Below are 20,765 nucleotides of genomic sequence, written 5' to 3' on the forward strand. Positions count from 1 at the left end.
CGCCCCGGCGGGCGACTCACTTTCTCTTGCTTCGCCAAGAGAAAGTAAGCAAAGAGAAGGCGACCCGATGGTCTGGGTCCCTCCGCTTCGCTGCGGGCAGCCTGCGGTGCTCGACAAAAGCGGGGTCTCGCTCGAACTCGCCTTCGGCTCAGACAATCGCGAGCCCTGATCCGCTTTTGTCTGCGCTCCTCGGCCCAGCCCGACGGGTGTGGGAAACGAATACGAATGCAAATGCGGATGCGGGGAGGCGAGGACGCGCTTTGCGCGTCCTCGCCGGAGCCCGATTACGTACCCGTACCCGCTCCCGACCCCACCACCCTTCTGGCTGCGCCGAGGAGCGGAGGTCCAGCCGGATCAGGACGGGCGATTGTCTGAGCGCAGCGAGTTCGAGCCCGGCCCCGGCTGGACCGAGCACCGCAGGTTGCCCCCGTAGCGCAAGCGAAGGGGGTCGCAGACAGCAGGGTCGCCTTTTCTTTTGCTTACTTTTCTTTTGGCGACGCAAAAGAAAAGTGAGTTGCCGCCGGGCAACCCCCGGCTTGCTGGCAGACAGCCCGCCTCCAAACCCTGCCCCGCGACAGCCGCGACACCCTCTTCCTGCTGGTGGTCATCGCCTGGGTGCTGTTGCCGCAAGTCAGCGAGTTGCCCTGGTGGTGCAGCGCGCTGGCGGCCGGTATGCTGCTGTGGCGCGGCCGGCTGGCCTTTGGCAACAAACCGCTGCCGAACAGATGGTGGCTGCTGGGTCTGCTGGCCGTTTCCATCGCCGCCACGCTGGCGACCCACCGCACGTTGCTGGGCCGGGATGCCGGCGTCACGCTGATCGTGATCTTGCTGGCGCTCAAGACGCTGGAACTGCGCGCCAGGCGCGACGCCTTTGTGGTGTTTTTCCTGAGCTTCTTCACGATGCTCACCAATTTTTTCTACTCCCAGTCGCTGCTGACGGCCTTCAGCATGCTGCTGGGCCTGCTGGGCCTGTTGACGGCCCTGGTCAACGCCCACATGCCGGTCGGCAAGCCGCCGCTGCTGCAGGCCGCAAAAACCGCCGGATGGATGGCGCTGCTCGGTGCGCCGGTGATGGTGCTGCTGTTTGTGCTGTTTCCGCGCCTGGCGCCGCTGTGGGGCGTGCCCTCGGATGCCATGACGGGCCGCAGCGGCCTGAGCGCCACCATGCAGGTCGGCACCATTGCCAGCCTGGCACTCGACAGCAGCATCGCCATGCGGATTGCGTTTGAAGGCCGGCCGCCGCCGCAGCGCGAGCTGTACTTTCGCGGGCCCGTGCTCTCTGCCTTCGACGGGCGCGAGTGGCGGCCCTCCAGCACATCGAGTTTTCCCCAGCGCTACCGCCTTCCCGCCAGCCTGGAAGTTCAAGGCCCGCCCGTCGCCTACCAGGTCACGCTGGAGCCCACGAGCCGGCCCTGGCTGTTTGTGATGGAGGCCGCGGCCGAGAGCCCCAGCCTGCCTCCCGGCTACCGGACCCGCATGAACAGCGACCTGCAATGGCTGACAGACCGGCCCATCACCGACCTGGTTCGCTACCAGGTGAAAAGCCACCCGGTGTTCAGGCACGGACCCGACCGGCAGGAAGTAGGCCTGCAGGAGTTTGTCGAACTGCCGCCCGGCTTCAACCCGCGCACCCTGGCGCTGGCCGCCGAGATCCGGCGCGACCCGCGTTACGCACGGGCCGACACCGAGGCGCTGGTGCAGGCGGTCATGGAGAGATTGCGCACAGGCGGCTACACCTACACGCTGGAGCCCGACGTGTACGGCGCCAACACCGCCGACGAGTTCTGGTTCGACCGCAAGGAAGGTTTCTGCGAACACATCGCATCAAGCTTTGTGGTGCTGATGCGCGCCATGGACGTGCCGACCCGCATCGTCACCGGCTACCAGGGCGGCGAGATCAACTCCGTCGACGGCTTCTGGGTGCTGCGCCAGAGCGACGCTCACGCCTGGGCCGAAGTCTGGCAGGCCGGCCAGGGCTGGGTGCGTGTGGACCCGACCTCGGCCGTATCGCCAGGACGCACCGGCGCCTTCCAGCGGCTGGCGGCACCGCAAGGGCTGGTTGGGCAGGCCCTGGGCACCTTCAGCCCGACGCTGTCGGCGCAGCTGCGCGCCACCTGGGAGGCCGTCAACAACCGCTGGAACCAGTGGATCCTCACCTACACCCAGGGCAAGCAGCTGCAACTGCTCAAGGACATCGGTTTTGAATCCCCAAGCTGGGAAGACCTCGCCTACGTGCTGATCGGCATCGTCGTGGCGCTCAGCCTGGCCGGGGCGGCCTGGACCCTGTGGGACCGCAGCCAGCACGACCCCTGGCTGCGCCTGCTGGGCCGCGCCCGCAAACAGCTGGCCAGGGCCGGGCTGGACAGCCATGCGGCCACCTCCCCGCGCCAACTGGCGCTGCAGGTTTTGCAGCGATACGGCGACGAGGGCCAGGCGCTGCACGACTGGCTGCTGCAACTGGAAGCGCAGCGTTATGCAGCCACGCCCACCGGCGGCACAGCCACCCCCTTGGCCCGGCTCAAGAAACAATATGCCGGCCTGCGCTGGCCGGCCTGACTTTTTTTCCCGCCCGACATAGTGGGTTATGCGCTTGGCGCCATACTGTCAGCCTACCGCGCTTTCTTTCCGTTTTTCTGGACCCGCCCTCTTCCGCATGATTGCCCGCCCGTTTTCTCCCCCTGCCTCGCCCCGCTTCCTGGCTGCTCTGCTTTTGATAGCTGTCGGCGCAGGCACAGCAAGCGCCAGCACCGCAAAAGACCTCAAACCCCGAAGGATCAAGGTGCAGCAGGCGGCCGGGCAGGACACCGCCTACGCTGGCCGCCCCGAAGCCATGCGTTTTGCCGAAGACATGGCCAGCCGGCGCGACCTCGACGTGTCATGGGTGCGCAACGCCATCGGCCAGGCGCGCTTCAGCCCCACCGTCGCGCGGCTGATGCAGCCGCCGGCCAAAACGTTCACCAAGAACTGGCGCGTCTACCGCAGCCGTTTCATCGACCCGGTGCGCATCGCAGCCGGCGCAGCTTTCTGGCAAGACAACCAGGCCAGCCTGGCGCGCGCTGAACAGGAATATGGTGTGCCCGCCGACATCATCGTCGGCATCATCGGCGTGGAAACCATTTACGGGCGCGACACCGGCAAGTTCCGCGTGCTGGACGCGCTGACCACGCTGGCCTTCGACTTTCCGTCCAGCCATCCGCGCGCCAGCGAACGTAGCGCATTTTTCAAAGGCGAACTCGAACAGTTCCTGAGCCACCAGAGCCGCCTGGGCAGCGACCCCTTGGGCCCCCGCGGCAGTTATGCCGGCGCCATGGGCATGCCGCAGTTCATGCCTTCGAGCTGGGTCAAGTACGCGGTGGACTTCGACGGCGACGGCAAGGTGGACTTGTGGAACAGCCCCGCCGACGTGATCGGCTCGGTCGCCAGTTATTTCAAGGCCTTCAACTGGCAACCCGGCATGCCCACGCATTACCCGGTCCGTTTTGATGCGGCCACGCTGGACATGGACACGCTGATGGCCCCCGACATTTTGCCGACCTTCAGCATGGCCAGCTTCACCGCCAGGGGCGCAGTACTTGAAGGCCAGGCGCTGAACCACACCGGCCCGCTGGCGCTGATCGAGCTGCTCAATGGCGACCCCAACAACGGCGGCAGCGCGCCGAGTTACGTCGCGGGGACTGAAAATTTCTATGCCATCACGCGCTACAACTGGAGCAGTTATTACGCGATGGCGGTGATTGAGCTGGGGCGGGAAGTGGCGGCGCGGGTGAAATGAGATTGTCAAGTAAGAGCTGCCACGCAGACTCTTGCTGTTGCACCGGCTGTGCTTTGGAACCTATCTGGTTGGAGGAAAGAACTCAACAACGGACAGGTCCGACAAGAAAAACGGGTCGATGGTGTATTGATCTTCCCCCAGATACTTGCTGTGGTCGTTTGGTCCGCTGATGATCGTTTCTGGTTTGAAGCTTGCCTTCAACAACACGCCACCCGATTGAACCGCATTCAGTCCGCCACCAAACATCCTCGCAGTCTCGATGCTCGACGTCCACGCCAAACCAATGGAGTGATTCTGCCAACGGCTCCGGTTTTCCCCGCGGTACAACTCCATCGACGTTCCCGTGTAAGGGCAAAGAATGCGACGTAGCAGCCGTACAAGTAACTGATCATCTGCAATCTGCTCTCGCATGACATGGCCCGCTTCAATCCAATACGTCCCAAAGCTGTCACGTACCTCTGAGACTGCGCCTGCGTCGTGTAGGAGTGACGTGGCATATGAACCCCAGCACTTCTGCTGCGCAATGATGCGGAACTTGTCGAGTGTCACGCGGCTATGCCCTAAACCGGCTCAATCGTGATGTCCACCAACATCTCCTCCTCCCCGCCGCCATGGCGTATGCCCTTGATGGGCGGGCAGGCGTTGTAGTCGGTGCCGACGGCCAGACGCACGTGGCGCTGGTCGATGGGGCAGCTGTGCGTCACGTCGATGCTGACCCAGCGCCGGGCCGCCACGTCGAGGCAGATGTCGGCCCAGGCGTGGCTGGCGAGGTCGGGTTCGTTGGCGGCGTAAAAATAACCGCTGACATACCGCGCCGGAATGCCCAGGCTGCGGCAGACGGCCACCATCACATGGGCCTGGTCCTGGCAGACACCGGCGCCGGCTTCAAAGGCCTGCAGCGCCGTGGTGGTCACGCTGGTGCTATTTTTTTGATAGCTGACAGCGTCCGCTACGCCTTGGCTCAGGGCCAAAAGCATGCTCAAGTCCGTAACACCAGCCTGCGTGGACGGCGGCACAAAGCGGCGGCCGAACTCGGCCAGCGAAGGATGCGGCGCCGCGAGCGCCGTCGGCCTCAGGAAAAAGGCCGGGTGCGGCATCGCCGCGTCGTCGGTGAATTCGGCGATGCCCAGCGTGTCGACCTGCCCCGCCGCGTTGACCAGGCTGCCGGTCACGTGAGCCGCCGCTTCGGCGACAAAGGTGTAGGAGTGAATGCTGTTGGCGAAGCCGTCATGCTGCTCATGCAGCACACCCGGCGCGCCCAGCGTCCAGAAAAGGACGGTTTGCGAGGGGCCGGACTTCGGCGTCAGCCACAGCGTCTGCAGCGCATAACGCAGGGGCTCGGTGTAGTGGTAACGCGTGGTGTGCCGGACGTGTAACTTCATAGGGCCCCCACGTTCGCTCGCTTCGAGCCTGCGGCAGCTCCCTGCCCCTCGCACTGAAAAAGGGGCCTCTGCGCCTGCGGCCCGGCAAAGCCGGTTCCGCGGCCCCTGCTTGATTGGAAAGTCCCACGTTCGTTCACTGCGCGCTCCAGGAAGGGGTGGCTTGCCTGGCGTGACCAGGCGCGCGGTGGTGCTTCACGCCGTCGCCGGAACCAGGAAGTCGCGGCTGATGTGGGTGCCGAGTTCGTTCACGCGGTCGAGGAACTGCGTCAGGTAGGCGTGCAGGCCGGTGGCCAGGATCTCGTCGATGCGTGCGTACTGCAAATCGGCATTGAGCTTGCCGGCGCGGCGCACGGTCTCGCAGGTCTGGTCGTCGGTGACCCTCGCCAGGTTGCTCACCACCTCCTGCAGGCTGGCGGCCAGCGAGCGCGGCATGTCGGCGCGCAGGATCAGCAACTCGGCCACGCGTTCGGGCTTGATCACGTTGCGGTAAACCCGGCGGTAAATCTCGAAGGCGCTGACGCTGCGCAGGATCGCGCTCCAGTGGTAGAAGTCGTACTCCTGGTCTTTCACACTGGCCGCGCCGTAAAAGTCGCTTTGCACCGCGTGGAACTTCACATCCACCAGGCGCGCGGTGTTGTCGGCGCGTTCGAGGAAGGTCCCCAGCCGCATGAAGTACAGCGCCTCGTCCTGCAGCATGGTGCCGACGGTAACGCCGCGCGACAGATGCGAGCGGAACTTGACCCATTCAAAAAACTGGCTGGGGTCGCGCTCGAAGTCGCCGTTGCGCAACATGCGGAAAATTTCGAGGTAGGTCTGGTTCTGCGTTTCCCAGACCTCGGTGGTCAGCGTGCCGCGCACGGCGCGCGCGTTCTCGCGAGCGTTTTTCAGGCAGGAGATGATGCTCGACGAATTTTTCTCGTCACGCACCATGAAGTCCATCACATCGCGCGCGTTCACGCCGCCGTATTTGCTTTCATAGGCGGCCGAGAGTTCGCTGATGCTGAGCAGGCCCTTCCAGCCCACTTGCGCCACGGCCGTGGATTGCGGCAGCAGCGAGGTCTGGTAATTGACGTCCAGCATGCGCGCGGTGTTTTCGGCGCGCTCTGTGTAGCGCGACATCCAGAAAAGGTGATCAGCGGTTCTTGAAAGCATGGTGATTCCCTTCCTTCAGTTGGAGGCCAGCGACTGCGTCTGGGACTGCCCGGATTGCGATTGGGACTGGGTCTGCATGGGGCTGTCGCCATCTTCAAGCACCCAGGTGTCCTTGGTGCCGCCGCCCTGCGAGGAGTTGACCACCAGTGAGCCGTCCTTCAATGCCACACGGGTCAGGCCGCCCGGCACCATCTGCACGGTTTTTCCGCTCAGCACAAACGGCCGCAGATCGATGTGGCGCGGCGCGATGCCGCTTTCGACATAAGTCGGGCAAGTCGACAGGCTCAGCGTCGGCTGGGCGATGTAGCCGGCCGGGTTGGCCAGCACGGCCTTGCGGAAGTCCTCGATTTCGGCCTGTGTCGCCGCCGGGCCGACCAGCATGCCGTAACCACCGGCGCCGTGCACTTCCTTGACAACCAGGTCTTTCATGTTGGCCAGCGTGTACTTCAGGTCGTCTGCATTGCGGCACATGTAGGTCGGGACGTTTTTCAGGATGGGTTTTTCACCGAGGTAGAACTCGATCATCTTGGGCACATAGGGGTAAATCGACTTGTCGTCGGCCACCCCGGTGCCGATGGCGTTGCACAGCGCCACGTTGCCGCTGCGATAAACGTTGAGCAGGCCGGCACAGCCGAGTGTGGAAGTCGGACGGAAGGCCAGCGGGTCGAGGAAGTCATCGTCAACGCGGCGGTAAATCACGTCCACACGTTTCGGGCCGCGCGTGGTGCGCATGTAGACGAAGTTGTCCTTGACGAACAGGTCCTGCCCCTCGACCAGCTCGACGCCCATCTGCTGGGCCAGGAAGGCGTGTTCAAAATAGGCCGAGTTGTACATGCCGGGCGTCAGCACCACCACCGTCGGTTCGGCGCGGTGCGCCGGCGAGTTGTCGCGCAGGGTTTCCAGCAGCAGGTCGGGGTAATGCGCAACCGGGGCAACGCGGTTCTCGCTGAACAGGTCGGGGAAAAGCCGCATCATCATCTTGCGGTCTTCCAGCATGTAGCTCACGCCGCTGGGAACGCGCAGGTTGTCCTCGAGCACGTAGTACTCGCCCTCGCCCTGCGCGTTGGGCGCGCGCACGATGTCGATGCCGCTGATGTGCGAGTAGATGTTGCCGGGCACCTCGACGCCCATCATCTCGGGGCGGAACTGCGCGTTCTGGAAAATCTGCTCGGACGGAATCACACCGGCCTTGATGATCTCCTGGTCGTGGTAGACATCGTGGATGAAGCGATTCAGCGCGGTGACGCGCTGGATCAGCCCTTTTTCCATGCTGGCCCACTCGTGCGCGGGGATGATGCGCGGGATCAGGTCGAAGGGAATCAGCCTTTCGGTGCCGCCGGTTTCGGAGTTGCCGTCGTCCTTGTCACCATACACGGCGAAGGTGATGCCAACGCGGCGGAAGATCATTTCGGCTTCTGCGCGCCTGGCCTGCATGACCTGATCTGGTTGTCTGGCCAGCCAGCGCTGGTAGGCCTGGTAGTGCTCGCGGACGCTGGACGCCGTTGCATTCATCTCATCAAACATGGGGCGGCTCATCGGCTTGGTCTCCAGCAGGTTTACGAATGGATCGTTATGCAGCTAGCTTAGCAAGTAATGCGCCAGCCGTTCGTAGGCCGATCACTATTTGTGCAGATTTCTGCTTAGGGCGCCGCGTCCATCCGGTGCTGCCAGTAACGCAGCGCCGCCTGCCGCTGGCAGCGGACCTCCGCCGGGTGCTGGCTGGCCCAGGTGGCGGCGCCGCAGACCGGGGAAGCGACCACAACAATCCCGCGCTCGCGGTAACGCGCCAGCACCGCCTGCGCCGGGTGGCCAAAACGGTTGCGGTAACCGGCCTGCGCCAGCGCCAGCGTGGGCTGCACCGCATCCAGAAACGCCGCGCTGGACGAGGTCTTGCTGCCGTGGTGCGGCACCAGCAACACGTCGGCCCGCAGCGGCGCGCCGGCGGCCACCAGGCGCTGCTCCTGCGCCAGCTCGATGTCGCCGGCCAGCAAGGCGCTGCGCCGACCGTTGGACAGGCGCAGCACGCAGCTCATCGCGTTGGACCGGGCCGGCGTTGCATAGTCGCCGGCGGCCGGATGCAGGACCTCGAAATCGACCCCGTCCCACTGCCAGCGCTGGCCCGCCACACAGCGGGTGGCCGGGCGCAGCGCCTGCAGCTCGTGGCCGTCTTCGATGGAACTGAGCAGGGCCGCCTGCGGTTGCATCGCCAGCACGGCCGGCGCGCCGCCAATGTGGTCGCTGTCGCGATGGCTCAGCATCAGCGTGTCCACGCGCTCGCCGAGGGCACGCAACAAAGGCACCAGCACCCGGTGCCCGGCGTCGCTCTCGCGCGAAAAGCGCGGCCCGCTGTCATAAACCAGCGTGTGGCCGGCGGTGCGAACGACCAGCGCATTGCCCTGTCCCACATCGGCGGCGATCAGTTCGAACTCCCCGGCCGGCGGGCGCAGCGGCTGCCAGAGCAGTACCGGCAGCAGCAGCGGCAGACCCAGCGCCCGCCAGTGCCAGGGCAGACGCATGGCCAGCAACAGACCGCCAGCCACACCGGCCACCGCACACCACAGCGGCGCGGCCGCCACGCTGATGCTGGCCAGCGGCCAGCGCGCCAGCCATTGCAAAAATACCATCAGGGCCGCAACCGCCCCGGCGGCCAGATCCCAGACCGGCGCCCACACCACGCCCAGCATGGTCAACGGCGTCACGAGCAAGGTCACCCACGGAATCGCCAGGCCGTTGGCGAGCAGGCCAACCAGCGACACCTGGTTGAACAGCAGCAGCGACAGCGGCGCCAGCGCCAGGGTCACAATCCATTGCTCGCGGGCAGAACGAAGCACAGACTTTGCTGCAGCACCCAGCCAGACGGGCAGCATGGCCGTCCAGCGCGAAGTTTGAGAGTCGTTTTGGCCTCCAGCCCTTTCTCCACGGGCGCCGGTAGCTCCTGAATTTGTAGCATGCTGCGGCGGGTGCGAGCCCGCTGCGAACAATACGCCTACCGCCACAAACGACAGCCAGAAGCCGGCCTGCAGCAAGGCCCAGGGATCCAGCGCCACCACCACCGCCATGGCCAGCAGCCACACCTGCGGCCACGGCCAGCGTTTGCCGCTCTGGCGCAGCAGCACCACGGCCGCCAGCATCCAGACCGTGCGCTGCGCCGGCACGCCCCAGCCGGAAAACAGCGCGTACGCCGCGGCCAGCAGCAGGCCGCCCCAGGCTGCGGCGCTGGCGGCCGGAACCGCCAGACACAGGGCCGGGCTCCAGCGCGCCGAACGCCGCCACAGCCAGCCGACGGCCTGCGCGGCCAGCCAGGCAAACATGGTGATGTGCAATCCTGAGATGGACATGAGGTGGGCCACCCCAGTGGCGCGGAACACATCCCAGTCGGCGCGTTCGATGGCGTTCTGGTCGCCGACCAGCAGGGCCGCCACCACGCCGGCCAGTTGACGATCGCTCACGCGTGCATACACCGCGTCACGCATCCACTGCCGCGCCCGCTCGACCGGATGGCGCCAGCCGTCGGCCAGCATCTGCGGCGGCGCATCGCGCGGTCCGGCACGCACATAACCGGTGGCTTGCAGGCCCTGCTCCCACAGCCAGAGTTCGTAGTCGAAGCCGTGCGGATTGCTGTTGCCGTGCGGCGCCTTCAGTCGCACCGTCATCCGCCACTGCTCGCCAGCACGCAGGTTTTGCGGCTGGCGCTGCAGGGCAAGAAGCGCCGCGGGAGCGTCCAGGCTTTCGGTATCCACGGCTTCCCGGCTGCCAAAACCTGCATACCAGCCGAGGTAGAGCTGCGGCGGCATAACCACCGGCTGCCCGTCCAGCCGGGCGCTCTCCACCGCGAACCGGAAACGCAAGCCGTCGTCGCTGCGCTGGGGCATGGCCAGCACCCGGCCCGTCACCACGATGTCCCTGCCTTCCAGCGCCGGAGCCAGTGCACCGGCCTGGAAGGCAGCCGCGCGCAGGCCGGTCAGTGCAAACCCTGCCGCCAGTGCGAGCACCAGTGTCGCCAGGCTGCGCGCGGACCAGGCCGCCTTCGCCGGGGAGGTTACCGCCGCCACCAGGCCGGCCAGCACGGTAGCAGCGCCGGCGATGCCGGCATACCATCCGGCATCCCACAGCCCGCGCTGCTGCAACTGCAGGGCGGCGCCCGCCACAAAACCGAGCAGGACCGGGCCCAGCAGCCTGGCCCCGGGAGGCGTCGCGGCTGACATCACTTTCACCAAAACGCCCCCCTGTTTTTTTCTGCCCGGCAGTTTCCGATCCCGTGCTTAACGGAGAACTCAGGCCTCGCGCTGACAGCCATGTCGGTCTTTGGCGCAGCTCTTGCTTGTAGGGATCGCGTTAAAACCGCTATTCAGCCGCCGGTTGCGACCGGCGTGCTGTTTCTGCGGCATAGTGCCAACACAGCTCCTGAAATATTCGAAAAGCGAGATTGCCTTGTCCATTCACGTTGCCCTCAGTCACATCACCCACTACCAATACGACCGGCTGGTTCGCCTCGGCCCGCAGGTGGTCAGGCTGCGACCAGCGCCGCACAGCCGCACCAAGGTGTTGTCGTATTCGCTGACGGTGGAGCCCAAGGGCCATTTCATCAACTGGCAGCAGGATCCGTTTGCCAACTACCAGGCAAGGCTGGTGTTTCCCGAGCCAACGCGCGAGTTCAAGGTCACGGTGGACCTGGTCGTCGAAATGGCGGTGTTCAACCCGTTCGACTTTTTCCTCGAGCCCGAAGCCGAGGAGTTCCCTTTCAAGTACAGCAAGGAACAGGCGCATGAGCTGGCGCCCTACCTTGCCACCGAGCCGGCCACACCGTTGCTCAAGAGTTATCTGGCCGGCATCGACCGCACGCCCAAACGCACCATCGACTTCCTGGTCGGGCTGAACCAGAAGCTGCAGCACGACATCAAGTACGCGATCCGCATGGAGCCGGGCGTGCAGACGCCGGAAGAAACCCTGCAGCTCGCCGTCGGTTCCTGCCGCGACACCGGCTGGCTCATGGTGCAGCTGTTTCGCCACCTCGGCCTGGCCGCTCGTTTTGTCTCGGGTTACCTGATCCAGCTCAAGGCCGACGTCAAGTCGCTCGACGGCCCCAGCGGCGCCGAGGCCGACTTCACCGACCTGCACGCCTGGTGCGAGGTGTTTCTGCCCGGCGCCGGCTGGGTCGGCCTGGACCCGACCTCGGGCCTGATGGCCGGCGAAGGCCACATCCCGCTGGCCTGCACGCCCGAGCCCTCGAGCGCGGCACCGATTGAAGGCGGCGTGGACAAGAGCGAAGTGGAATTTGCCCACCACATGGGTGTGCAGCGCATCTACGAATCCCCGCGCGTGACCCAGCCTTATACAGACGCGCTGTGGGCCGATGTGCTCAAGCTCGGCCACCAGGTGGACCAGGACCTGCTCGCTGGCGATGTGCGCCTGACCATGGGCGGCGAGCCGACTTTTGTCGCCACGCAGGACCGTGATGCGGCCGAATGGAACATCGACGCGCTGGGCCCGACCAAACGCGGCTACGCGACCGAACTCGTGCAGAAGCTGCGCGCCGAATACGGCAACGGTGGCTTCCTGCATTTCGGCCAGGGCAAGTGGTACCCGGGCGAGCAGCTGCCGCGCTGGGCCCTGAGCATTTTCTGGCGCAAGGACGGCCAGCCGGTCTGGCAGAACCCGGCGCTGTTCACCGACGAACGCCAACCCTGCAGCTACACCAGTGACGATGCGCGCCGTTTCACCGAGACGCTGGCCGGCAAGCTGGGCCTGTCCGCCCAACACATCACGCCGGGCTACGAAGACACCTGGTACTACCTGTGGCGCGAGCGCCGGCTGCCGGTCAATGTGGACCCGTTCGACACCAAGCTCGACGATGCGATGGAGCGCGCGCGCCTGCGCCGCGTGTTCTCGCAGGGGCTGGACGCGGTGGTGGGTTATGTGCTGCCGCTCAAGGTTCGTGATGAAAGCGCAAAAGGCAAAGGGCCCCAATGGTCCACCGGCCCCTGGTTTTTCCGCGATGAACGCATGTATTTGATGCCCGGCGACTCGCCCATGGGTTACCGCCTGCCTCTGGATTCGGTGCCCTGGGTCTCGAAAACCGATTTCCCCTACATGACCGAGGCCGACCCGTTTGCGCCGCGGGATGAATTGCCGTCTGCAGATACGCTCGCCGAGCGCTACAACGCAGCCCGCAGCCTGAGCGTGCCCGCTCCGGCCGCACCTGTTGTCTCCGCAGCCGTGGCCGGCGCCCGGCACAACAGTGCCAGCATGCTGGCACAGTACATGGCGCGTTACATGACGGGCAACGCTTCGCGCAACGAAGCCAGCCGTTTGATGCAGTTCAGGAACACCACGTCCAGCGTGGACATTCGCTTCGACCAGGGCGCCAAACCGGGCGTCCGGCCGGCGGCCACGGCGGCACCGGCCATTGCGCCGGCCGACCCCTCTGCCCGCATGCCCAAACCCGGCGAGTCCGCCGCCTGGCTGACACGCACCGCGCTGTGTGTGGAAGTGCGCGACCCGACGCGCGCCAATGGCCCCCAAGACAAACCCAAGGCAGCGCCCAAGGAAAAAGGCGCGAAGGCTGAGACCGGCGCGCTCTACATCTTCATGCCGCCGCTGGAGCGCCTCGAAGACTACCTGGACCTGCTGGCCGCGGTAGAGGCCAGCGCGCAGGCCCTTAGCCTGCAGATCGTGCTCGAAGGTTACCCGCCGCCACGCGACCCGCGCCTGAAGATGCTGCAGGTCACGCCCGACCCCGGCGTAATCGAAGTCAACATCCACCCGGCCTACAACTGGAACGAGCTGGTCGAACACACCGAGTTCCTCTACAAGATCGCGCACGAGACACGCCTGTCGGCCGAAAAGTTCATGACCGACGGTCGCCACACCGGCACCGGCGGCGGCAACCACTTTGTGCTCGGCGGCGCCACACCACCGGACAGCCCCTTCCTGCGCAAGCCGGAAATGCTGGGCAGCCTGATTGCCTACTGGCATAACCACCCCTCGCTGAGCTATCTGTTCTCGGGCATGTTCATCGGCCCGACCAGCCAGGCGCCGCGCGTCGATGAAGCGCGCAACGACCAGCTGTATGAACTGGAAATCGCGCTACGCGAAATCGCCGCCAACCGCGAAAAATACGGCCAGGACATGCCGCCGTGGATCGTCGATCGCACGCTGCGCAACATCCTGGTCGACGTCACCGGCAACACGCACCGCAGCGAGTTCTGCATCGACAAGATGTACTCGCCCGACTCGGCCACCGGCCGCCTGGGCCTGCTGGAGCTGCGCGCCTTCGAGATGCCGCCGCACGCCCGCATGAGCATCGTGCAGCAGTTGCTGCTGCGCGCGCTGGTGGCGCGTTTCTGGAACAAGCCTTACCACGGCCGAATGACGCGCTGGGGCACCGAGCTGCACGACCGCTTTTTGCTGCCGGGTTTTGTGCGCATGGACTTTGCCGACGTGCTGACCGAGCTCAACGAAGCCGGCTACGCCTTCGACATGGCCTGGTTCGAACCCCATTTCGAGTTCCGCTTCCCGATGATCGGCCAGGTCAAGGCCAACAGCATCGAGCTGACCCTGCGCAGCGCGCTGGAGCCCTGGCATGTGATGGGCGAGGAAGGCTCATCCGGCGGCACCGTGCGTTATGTGGATTCCTCGCTCGAACGTGTCGAGGTCCATGTCACCGGCCTCAACGACAACCGCTACGTCATCACCGCCAACGGCCGCGCCCTGCCGCTGCAGAGCACCGGCACGGTCGGCGAATACGTGGCTGGCGTGCGTTACAAGGCCTGGAACCCGCCCTCGGCCCTGCACCCGTCGATCGGCGTGCATGCGCCGCTGACCTTTGACATCGTCGACACCTGGATGGAACGCTCGCTGGGCGGCTGCCAGTACCACGTGGCGCATCCGGGCGGCCTGAGTTACGACACCCTGCCCGTCAATTCGTACGAAGCCGAAAGCCGGCGCCTGAACCGCTTTTTCCAGATGGGCCACACCGCAGGCAAGATGCGCGTCCAGCCGGCGCAGCCGAGCCGGGAGTTTCCGTTCACGCTGGATCTGCGTTAGCGCCCCCGGCGAGTACGCGCAGACGGTCCACGCAGACCCTGAATGCGCCGTGCAGTTCCGCCGGCTGGCGAATCTCGAAGTCAAACGACAGCCGGGCCAGCTGGCGCGCAAACCAGTCCAGGTCATCGGCCTGCGCGTGCAACAGCACGCCACCGGCGCAGGGCTGGAACAGGCCGACACCTTCAAACAGTTGTTCCTGCGCGGTTTCCATCGCGGTGCGCAGCAACACCTGGATGCTGAAGGCCCGCGGCAAGGTGGCGATCCCCAGCGCGAGATGTTGCACCGCGTCGAAGTCTGCCGGTGGCGTGAACACGGCATTGAGCGCCTGCACCTCCAGCACCCGGTCCAGCCGGAAGGAACGCAGATCCCGGCGCAGGTGGCACAGGCCCACCGCATACCAGCGCCCCCCGCGGTGGGCCAGGCCATAAGGGTCCAGATCCCGCTCGGTGAGCACACCATCGGCAGAACGGTAAGCCAGGTGCACACGCTGGCAGCCGTGGGCAGCGCTGCTCAGGGCCAGCAAGGCGGTGTTGTCGCTCGGGGCGACTGAACGGGCCATATCCAGCCTCACCGTCTCGCCCAGAGCCCGGATGCGGTTTTTGAGCTTGCCGGGCATCACGCGCTCCAGCTTGGCCTGCGCGCTTTGCACCGCGGGCGCTGCTTCGGCCAGGCCCAGGCCACGCGCCGCCACCAGGCCGACCGACAGGGCCAGCGCCTCGTCGTCGGTAAACATCATGGGCGGCAGCTTGAAGCCGGCCATCAGCCGGTAACAGCCGTAGCGGCCACGCTCGGCCAGCACCGGAATACCCAGGTCTTCCAGCCTGGCGATGTAGCGGCGCAAGGTGCGGCCGTCCACCTCCAGCCGCCGCGCGAGTTCGGCGCCACTGAGGCGGCCATGGGTCTGGAGCAGTTCCAGCACCGTGAGCACGCGTGTGGTGGGCGAATACATGCGAACGAGTTTAAAACCTAATCAGGGCCAATATCGCCCTATTACGCTTTTACATTGAATTCCTCAGGGGCCGATGACCGGCCTCAGACACAAGGAAATATCCATGAGCATCGCCATCCAGGCCGCTACCGCCCGCCACAAAGAAAGCGGGCGGCATGATTTCGATTTCCTGCACGGCCGCTGGCGGGTGCACAACAGGCGCCTGCGCCAACGCCTTCTAGGGTGCACCGAATGGGACAGCTTTGAAGCCACGCAATACTGCCAGCCTCTGCTGGACGGCCTCGGCAACACGGACGAAATGCGCAACGAGGCGGGGCCTGTGGGCGTTTCACTGCGCCTGTTTGACCTGCAGGCCCGGCAGTGGGTGATCTACTGGGTCGCCCCGCATGACGGTCTCCTGCAGCCTCCCGTGCGCGGGGCTTTTGCGGGGGGTACCGGCATTTTTGAAGGCACAGACGTTCATGACGGCCGGCCGGTGCGCGTTCGCTACATCTGGTCCAACACAAGCGGTGACACCCCGCAATGGGAACAGGCCTACTCGGCCGATGAAGGCATCAGCTGGGAGAACAACTGGGTCATGTCGTTCACACGCACGGAAGCTTGAAATGGACATGCCCGCTTTGACCCAGACCGCCCACCTGTGGCTGTTTTTTGCCATGGTGTTCGGCATCATCGTGCTACCGGGCCTGGACATGGCCTTTGTCATGGCCAGTTCGCTGATGGACGGACGCCGTTCCGGCCTGTCTGCGGTCGCCGGCATCGTGGCCGGCGGCGCGGTGCATGTGACCCTGGGCGCCATCGGCATTGGCGTGGTACTCAAGCTGTTCCCGGCGGCGTTCAACGCCATGCTGATGGCCGGGGCGCTGTACATCGCCTGGATCGGCCTGTCACTGTGGCGCGGCGCTTCGGCGCTGGGCGAGGTCGGGGAAACACGCTCTCGCTCCCTGCCGGCGACTTTCGGCCGCGCCCTGCTGACCTGCCTGCTGAACCCGAAAGCCTATGTCTTCATGCTCGCCGTCTTTCCGCAATTCCTGCGGCCCGAGTACGGGCCGGTCTGGCTGCAGGCCGTGGTTCTGGGGCTGATCATCGCCTTGACACAGGCGGGGGTGTATGGCGCCCTGGCCCTGGGCGCAGCGGGTGCCCGGGACTGGCTGCGCGGCCATCCTGAAGGTCAGGTCAAGGCCGGCCAGGCTGTCGGCGCAGTGCTGGTGCTGGGGGCTCTGTACACCGCATGGGGAGGATGGCGCGGTTTTTGACAGGTGCGTCCCCGCTGGCCTCGGGATCGCCCATAAATTGTCTTATGGCTGCAACAACGGTGGCCACTTGCGCTGCCATCGTGTGCTCCGGGCCAGAACAATAGGCCGCGGACCTGCCCGCGCGTTAGGGAAGCGCTGAAGAAGTCCTTGCGGATGCGCGGCAGCCGGATCGGGATGGAATGCAGGGCGGATTTCGCAGCCAATAGCTGACTATTGGCAAGAAATTCAACGCCGCAGACCGCCCGAGCCCGGCTGATCGCGCGCCGCAGGGGACTTGTTCAGCGCTTCCTTAGGCATAAAGGCATACTTGGGCCACCGTGGAAAACAACCCCTCCCTTTTCGCAGCCGCCGCGCTGGAAGCACTTGGCGACCTGGCAGCAGCGTTGGCGCTGCCGGCTTCCATCGGTCATTTTGACGAGTTGCACGGCCGGACCCTGGACAAGGCCCCGCCCGCGGCCAGTCAGATGCAGGGCCAAAGTCAAAGCCAGACCCCACAAATGCTGCAGCTGGCGGGTGCCCCCGCGGCGCCCGTTCCAGCGTCCGGTGCCGGCCCCACCGCTGCCCCGGCGGCCAGCCTGGCACCCGACTGGAGCCGCTTCTTCAACTTCCTGGGCGGCGACGGTTTTGACGACCTGAACCACCGCACCGCCAACCTGCAGCGCCAGATCCGCGACAACGGCGTGACCTACAACGTTTATGCCGATGCCAACGGCCCGCAGCGGCCCTGGTCGCTGGACCTGTTTCCGCTGATCCTGTCCGCGCAGGACTGGGCGCAGATTGCCGCCGGTGTGCAGCAGCGCGCCCGGCTGCTGGAGCGCATCATGGCCGACGTGTACGGCCCCCAGCAGTTGCTGGCGCTGGGCCTGCTGCCTGCAGCGCTGGTGCAGGGCCACCCCGGCTACCTGCGCGCCATGCACGGCGTAGTGCCGGCCGGCGGCACTTTTCTGCACATCGCCGCCTTCGACCTGGCGCGCGGCCCCGACGGGCGCTGGTGGGTGGTGTCGCAACGCACCCAGGCACCTTCAGGCCTGGGTTACCTGCTGGAAAACCGGCTCGCGATCTCGCGGCTGTTTCCCGAGGCCTTCCGCGAACTGAAGGTGCAGCGCCTGGCGGCCTCCTACAAGGCGCTGGTCGATGGCATGAAGGCGGCCAGCCCGGCGCACGCGCGCGGCGAGGAAAGTCGCATCGTGCTGCTGACCCCCGGTCCCTACAACGAAACCTATTTCGAACATGCCTACCTCGCACGTTACCTCGGCCTGACTTTGGTCGAAGGCAGCGACCTGCTGGTGCGCGACGACAAGCTCTACCTCAAGACGCTGCAGGGGCTGGAGCCCGTGCACGGCCTGCTCAAGCGCCTGGACGACGAGTTTCTGGACCCGCTGGAACTGCGTTCAGACTCCACGCTCGGCGTGCCCGGCCTGCTGCAAGCCATACGTGCAGGCAACGTGCTGGTGGCCAATGCCCCGGGCTCGGCCTTTCTCGAATCCAGCGCGCTGCTGGGCTTTCTGCCGGCACTGTCGCGCCACCTGCTCGACGAGCCACTGGCCCTGCCCTCGCTGGCCACCTGGTGGTGCGGCGAGCAGGCTGCGCTGCAGGCGGTCCTGCCGCGCCTGAAGGAATGTGTCATCAAGGGCACCTATCCGGCGTCGGGCATTGAATCGGTGATTGCGCAGACCTTGTCGCGCCGCGAACTCGATGAATGGGCCGGTCGCCTGGTCCGGCGTAGCGAGGACTACACCGTGCAGGCCTACCTGCCGCTGTCCCAGACCCCCACTTGGCAGGGGCAGCGGATTGCCCCGCGCTCGACCATGCTGCGTGTGTTTGCGGTGGCCGACGGCGCGGGCTCCTGGCAGGTTCTGCCCGGCGGGCTCGCGCGGCTGGCCGGCCCTAACGACAAGATTGCATCCATGCAGCAAGGCGGCAGCAGCGCCGATGTGTGGGCGCTGGCTGAATCTGCACCGCCGCGCAAGGCGACGACCGGCGCCGCCACGGGCTCCCCCACCGACAACGGCTCACCGTCGGCCGTCAGCCTGGCGGCGGAACCGGGCGCCCAGCCCCGAGCGGCGACCCCTGTGCGGCACAAGCCCCCGGTCACCAGCCGCGCCGCCGAAAACCTGTTCTGGCTGGGCCGCTACACCGAGCGCACCGAAAACGCCATCCGCATGGCCCAGCTGACCCTGCAGTCCCTCAACGGTGAATACCAGACTTCACAACCGCTGCTGGCCTGGCTGTCCGAGCTGGCAGTGAAAAACGGCCTGGTGATGGACACGGTGCCGCCTGCGACGCAGTCGCGCCGCGTGTTCGAACGCTCACTGATTGCCAGCCTGGCCGATACCGATCAGGCCGCCAGCGTCGGCTACAGCCTGCGTGCGCTCAAGGGCGCGGCTTCGGCGGTGCGCGAGCGGCTGTCGCAGGAGCAGTGGCACGTGATCATGCGGGCCGAGGCTGATTTTTTCTCACGCTGCAAAGCCTTCAGCGGCCCCGAACACCCCGCGTCGCAGGCGCTCGAATACTCGTCGGTGGAAGCGCTGGCCGCGCTGGAGTCGGCCAGTGGTTTCCTGGCCGCCATGACCGGCGCGCAAACCGACCGCATGAGCCGCGACGACGGCTGGCGCCTGCTCAGCACGGGGCGCCACATCGAGCGGCTGAACACGCTGGCGTCCGCACTGATCCTCGGCTTTGAAACCGGCGCCGTTTTCGACGAAGGCGGCTTCGGCGCCATCCTCGCACTGTTCGACAGCACCATCACCTTCCATGCCCAATACCAGCAGCAGCGCGATGTGCGGGCGCTGCTTGACCTGCTGGTGCTGGACCGCGACAACCCGCGCTCGCTCGGCTGGGTCACCCAGACGCTGCGCGGCCGCCTGGCGCGCCTGGCCGAAAACACCGTGGGTGCACCGCAGCCGGTGCCCGACCTGACGCCCGCCCTGCCCGACCCCGGCAGCTGGCTGCTCAGCGACCTGTGCATCCCCGCCGCCGGCGCGCCGAACAGCGAACCGTACGCAGGCCTGCTGGCGCAGCTCGAGTTGTGCTGCAGTGCCGCCTTCGAGCTGTCGGACACGCTGAGCCGGCGCTACTTCAGCCACGTGGCCCCTGACGAACACAGCCTGGGCGCCTGAGTTCCCGGCGCCGGCTGCACCTTTCCTTTTTCCCGCCATGCTGCTTCACCTTGTTCATGAGACGCGTTATGCGTACAGCCCCACCGTCGAAAGTGCCCACCATGTGCTGCACCTCAAGCCGGCCAGCCACGCCGGCCAGCAACTGCTGCGCCACCAGCTGACGATCAGCCCGCAGCCGGCACGGCTGCAGGAACGGACCGACGTGTATGGCAACACCCGCACCTATTTCTCGCTGCACACGCCGCACGACAAGCTGACGGTGGTCGCCGACAGCATCGTCTCCACCCTGGCGCTTGCCGCAACGCCCGAAGACGCGCCGGCAGGCCTGTCCTGGGAGCAGGTGCGTGAGCAGTTCCGCTACCGCGCCGGCGCCGCCTATGACAGTGCCTGCGAATTCCTGTTCGCCTCGCCCTACATTCCGCGCGACGAGGCGTTTGCGGAATTTGCACGGCCCAGCTTCACCCCCGGGCGGCCCTTGCCCGAAGCGGCGCAGGACCTGATGGAACGCATCCACACCGGCATGGTCTATGACAGCGAAAGCACCGAGGTGGGCACGCCGGCGCTGGAGGCGCTGCAACTGGGCAAAGGCGTGTGCCAGGACTTTGCCCACATCATGGTCGCCTGCTGCCGCGCCATGGGTGTGCCGGCGCGTTATGTCAGCGGCTACCTGCTGACCACGCCCGCACCCGGCCAGCCGCGCCTGATCGGCAGCGATGCCTCCCATGCCTGGGCCTCGGTGTACTGCCCGGTGGAAAGCGAGGCCGGCGGCCTGGCGCTGGCGGAAGGACAAAGCCCGGGCGTCTGGCTGGACTTCGACCCCACCAACAACCGCGCCCCGGGCGAGGACTATGTCACGCTGGCCACGGGTCGCGATTTCCTGGACGTCTCGCCGATGCGCGGCGTGATACGCGGCGGTGCGCGCCACGTGCTGGACGTGGCGGTGACGATGACCCCCATCGCCAAGCTGCCCGAGCCCGAGTGATGCCGCCGGACGGCGGCGCCCGGACTAGAATTGCTGGTCGTCCATCAGAATAGCTATCTTTTTCATAGCTGCTTTCGCCCGTCGAATAAGGGCCCAGCGCCTATTTC

General features: G+C 66.0%; 13 protein-coding genes. 7 read left to right on the top strand and 6 right to left on the bottom strand.

Going from position 1 to position 20,765, the window contains the following annotated elements:
- Window positions 1-600 precede the first annotated feature (600 nt).
- Both B7X65_RS16920 and mltB read left to right on the top strand, forming a co-directional pair.
- Window positions 601-2,556, top strand: coding sequence for a DUF3488 and transglutaminase-like domain-containing protein (locus B7X65_RS16920; protein ID WP_293595470.1), 1,956 nt, complete (start codon window positions 601-603; stop codon window positions 2,554-2,556).
- A 274-nt stretch (window positions 2,557-2,830) separates the two neighbouring features.
- A complete protein-coding gene (gene mltB, locus B7X65_RS16925) occupies window positions 2,831-3,772 on the top strand; it encodes a lytic murein transglycosylase B (RefSeq protein WP_293595606.1) in 942 nt (313 codons plus the stop codon).
- A gap of 60 nt (window positions 3,773-3,832) precedes the next feature.
- Here the strand turns inward: mltB and B7X65_RS16930 are convergent, their stop codons facing one another.
- The 5 genes from B7X65_RS16930 to B7X65_RS16950 all read right to left on the bottom strand — a co-directional run bounded on the left by B7X65_RS16930 (window position 3,833) and on the right by B7X65_RS16950 (window position 10,511).
- Window positions 3,833-4,321 carry a hypothetical protein gene (locus B7X65_RS16930; RefSeq protein ID WP_293595471.1) on the bottom strand — a complete coding sequence of 163 codons (489 nt, stop codon included), beginning with the start codon at window positions 4,319-4,321 and terminating at the stop codon, window positions 3,833-3,835.
- Window positions 4,322-4,332: 11 nt separating this feature from the next.
- Entirely contained in the window at window positions 4,333-5,154 is an 822-nt protein-coding gene (locus B7X65_RS16935; RefSeq protein WP_293595472.1) for a transglutaminase family protein, read from the bottom strand.
- A gap of 192 nt (window positions 5,155-5,346) precedes the next feature.
- A complete protein-coding gene (locus tag B7X65_RS16940) occupies window positions 5,347-6,306 on the bottom strand; it encodes an alpha-E domain-containing protein (RefSeq protein ID WP_293595473.1) in 960 nt (319 codons plus the stop codon).
- Between the two features lie 15 nt (window positions 6,307-6,321).
- Window positions 6,322-7,842: a circularly permuted type 2 ATP-grasp protein gene (locus B7X65_RS16945; RefSeq protein WP_293595474.1), complete on the bottom strand. Its 1,521-nt coding sequence runs from the start codon at window positions 7,840-7,842 to the stop codon at window positions 6,322-6,324.
- Window positions 7,843-7,946: 104 nt separating this feature from the next.
- Window positions 7,947-10,511 carry a DNA internalization-related competence protein ComEC/Rec2 gene (locus tag B7X65_RS16950; RefSeq protein WP_293595475.1) on the bottom strand — a complete coding sequence of 855 codons (2,565 nt, stop codon included), beginning with the start codon at window positions 10,509-10,511 and terminating at the stop codon, window positions 7,947-7,949.
- 226 nt (window positions 10,512-10,737) lie between these two features.
- Between B7X65_RS16950 and B7X65_RS16955 the strand changes: the two genes are divergently transcribed.
- The gene (locus B7X65_RS16955) at window positions 10,738-14,352 is read left to right on the top strand and encodes a DUF2126 domain-containing protein (RefSeq protein WP_293595476.1); all 3,615 of its coding nucleotides are present in this window, start codon (window positions 10,738-10,740) and stop codon (window positions 14,350-14,352) included.
- On the opposite strand, the gene B7X65_RS16960 is transcribed toward B7X65_RS16955, so the two are convergent.
- Window positions 14,333-15,301: a YafY family protein gene (locus tag B7X65_RS16960; protein ID WP_293595477.1), complete on the bottom strand. Its 969-nt coding sequence runs from the start codon at window positions 15,299-15,301 to the stop codon at window positions 14,333-14,335. The genes B7X65_RS16955 and B7X65_RS16960 overlap by 20 nt on opposite strands.
- 103 nt (window positions 15,302-15,404) lie before the next feature.
- On the opposite strand from B7X65_RS16960, the gene B7X65_RS16965 reads away from it, so the two are divergent.
- From B7X65_RS16965 to B7X65_RS16980, 4 genes are all read left to right on the top strand, one after another.
- Entirely contained in the window at window positions 15,405-15,905 is a 501-nt protein-coding gene (locus tag B7X65_RS16965) for a hypothetical protein (RefSeq protein WP_293595478.1), read from the top strand.
- 7 nt (window positions 15,906-15,912) lie between these two features.
- The gene (locus B7X65_RS16970) at window positions 15,913-16,557 is read left to right on the top strand and encodes a LysE family translocator (protein WP_293595479.1); all 645 of its coding nucleotides are present in this window, start codon (window positions 15,913-15,915) and stop codon (window positions 16,555-16,557) included.
- Between the two features lie 317 nt (window positions 16,558-16,874).
- Window positions 16,875-19,676 carry a circularly permuted type 2 ATP-grasp protein gene (locus tag B7X65_RS16975; protein WP_293595480.1) on the top strand — a complete coding sequence of 934 codons (2,802 nt, stop codon included), beginning with the start codon at window positions 16,875-16,877 and terminating at the stop codon, window positions 19,674-19,676.
- A 37-nt stretch (window positions 19,677-19,713) separates the two neighbouring features.
- The gene (locus B7X65_RS16980) at window positions 19,714-20,658 is read left to right on the top strand and encodes a transglutaminase family protein (protein ID WP_293595481.1); all 945 of its coding nucleotides are present in this window, start codon (window positions 19,714-19,716) and stop codon (window positions 20,656-20,658) included.
- Window positions 20,659-20,765 lie beyond the last annotated feature (107 nt).

The organism is Polaromonas sp. 39-63-25 (assembly GCF_002278925.1).
In the GTDB taxonomy this organism is placed as follows: Bacteria; Pseudomonadota; Gammaproteobacteria; order Burkholderiales; family Burkholderiaceae_C; genus Polaromonas.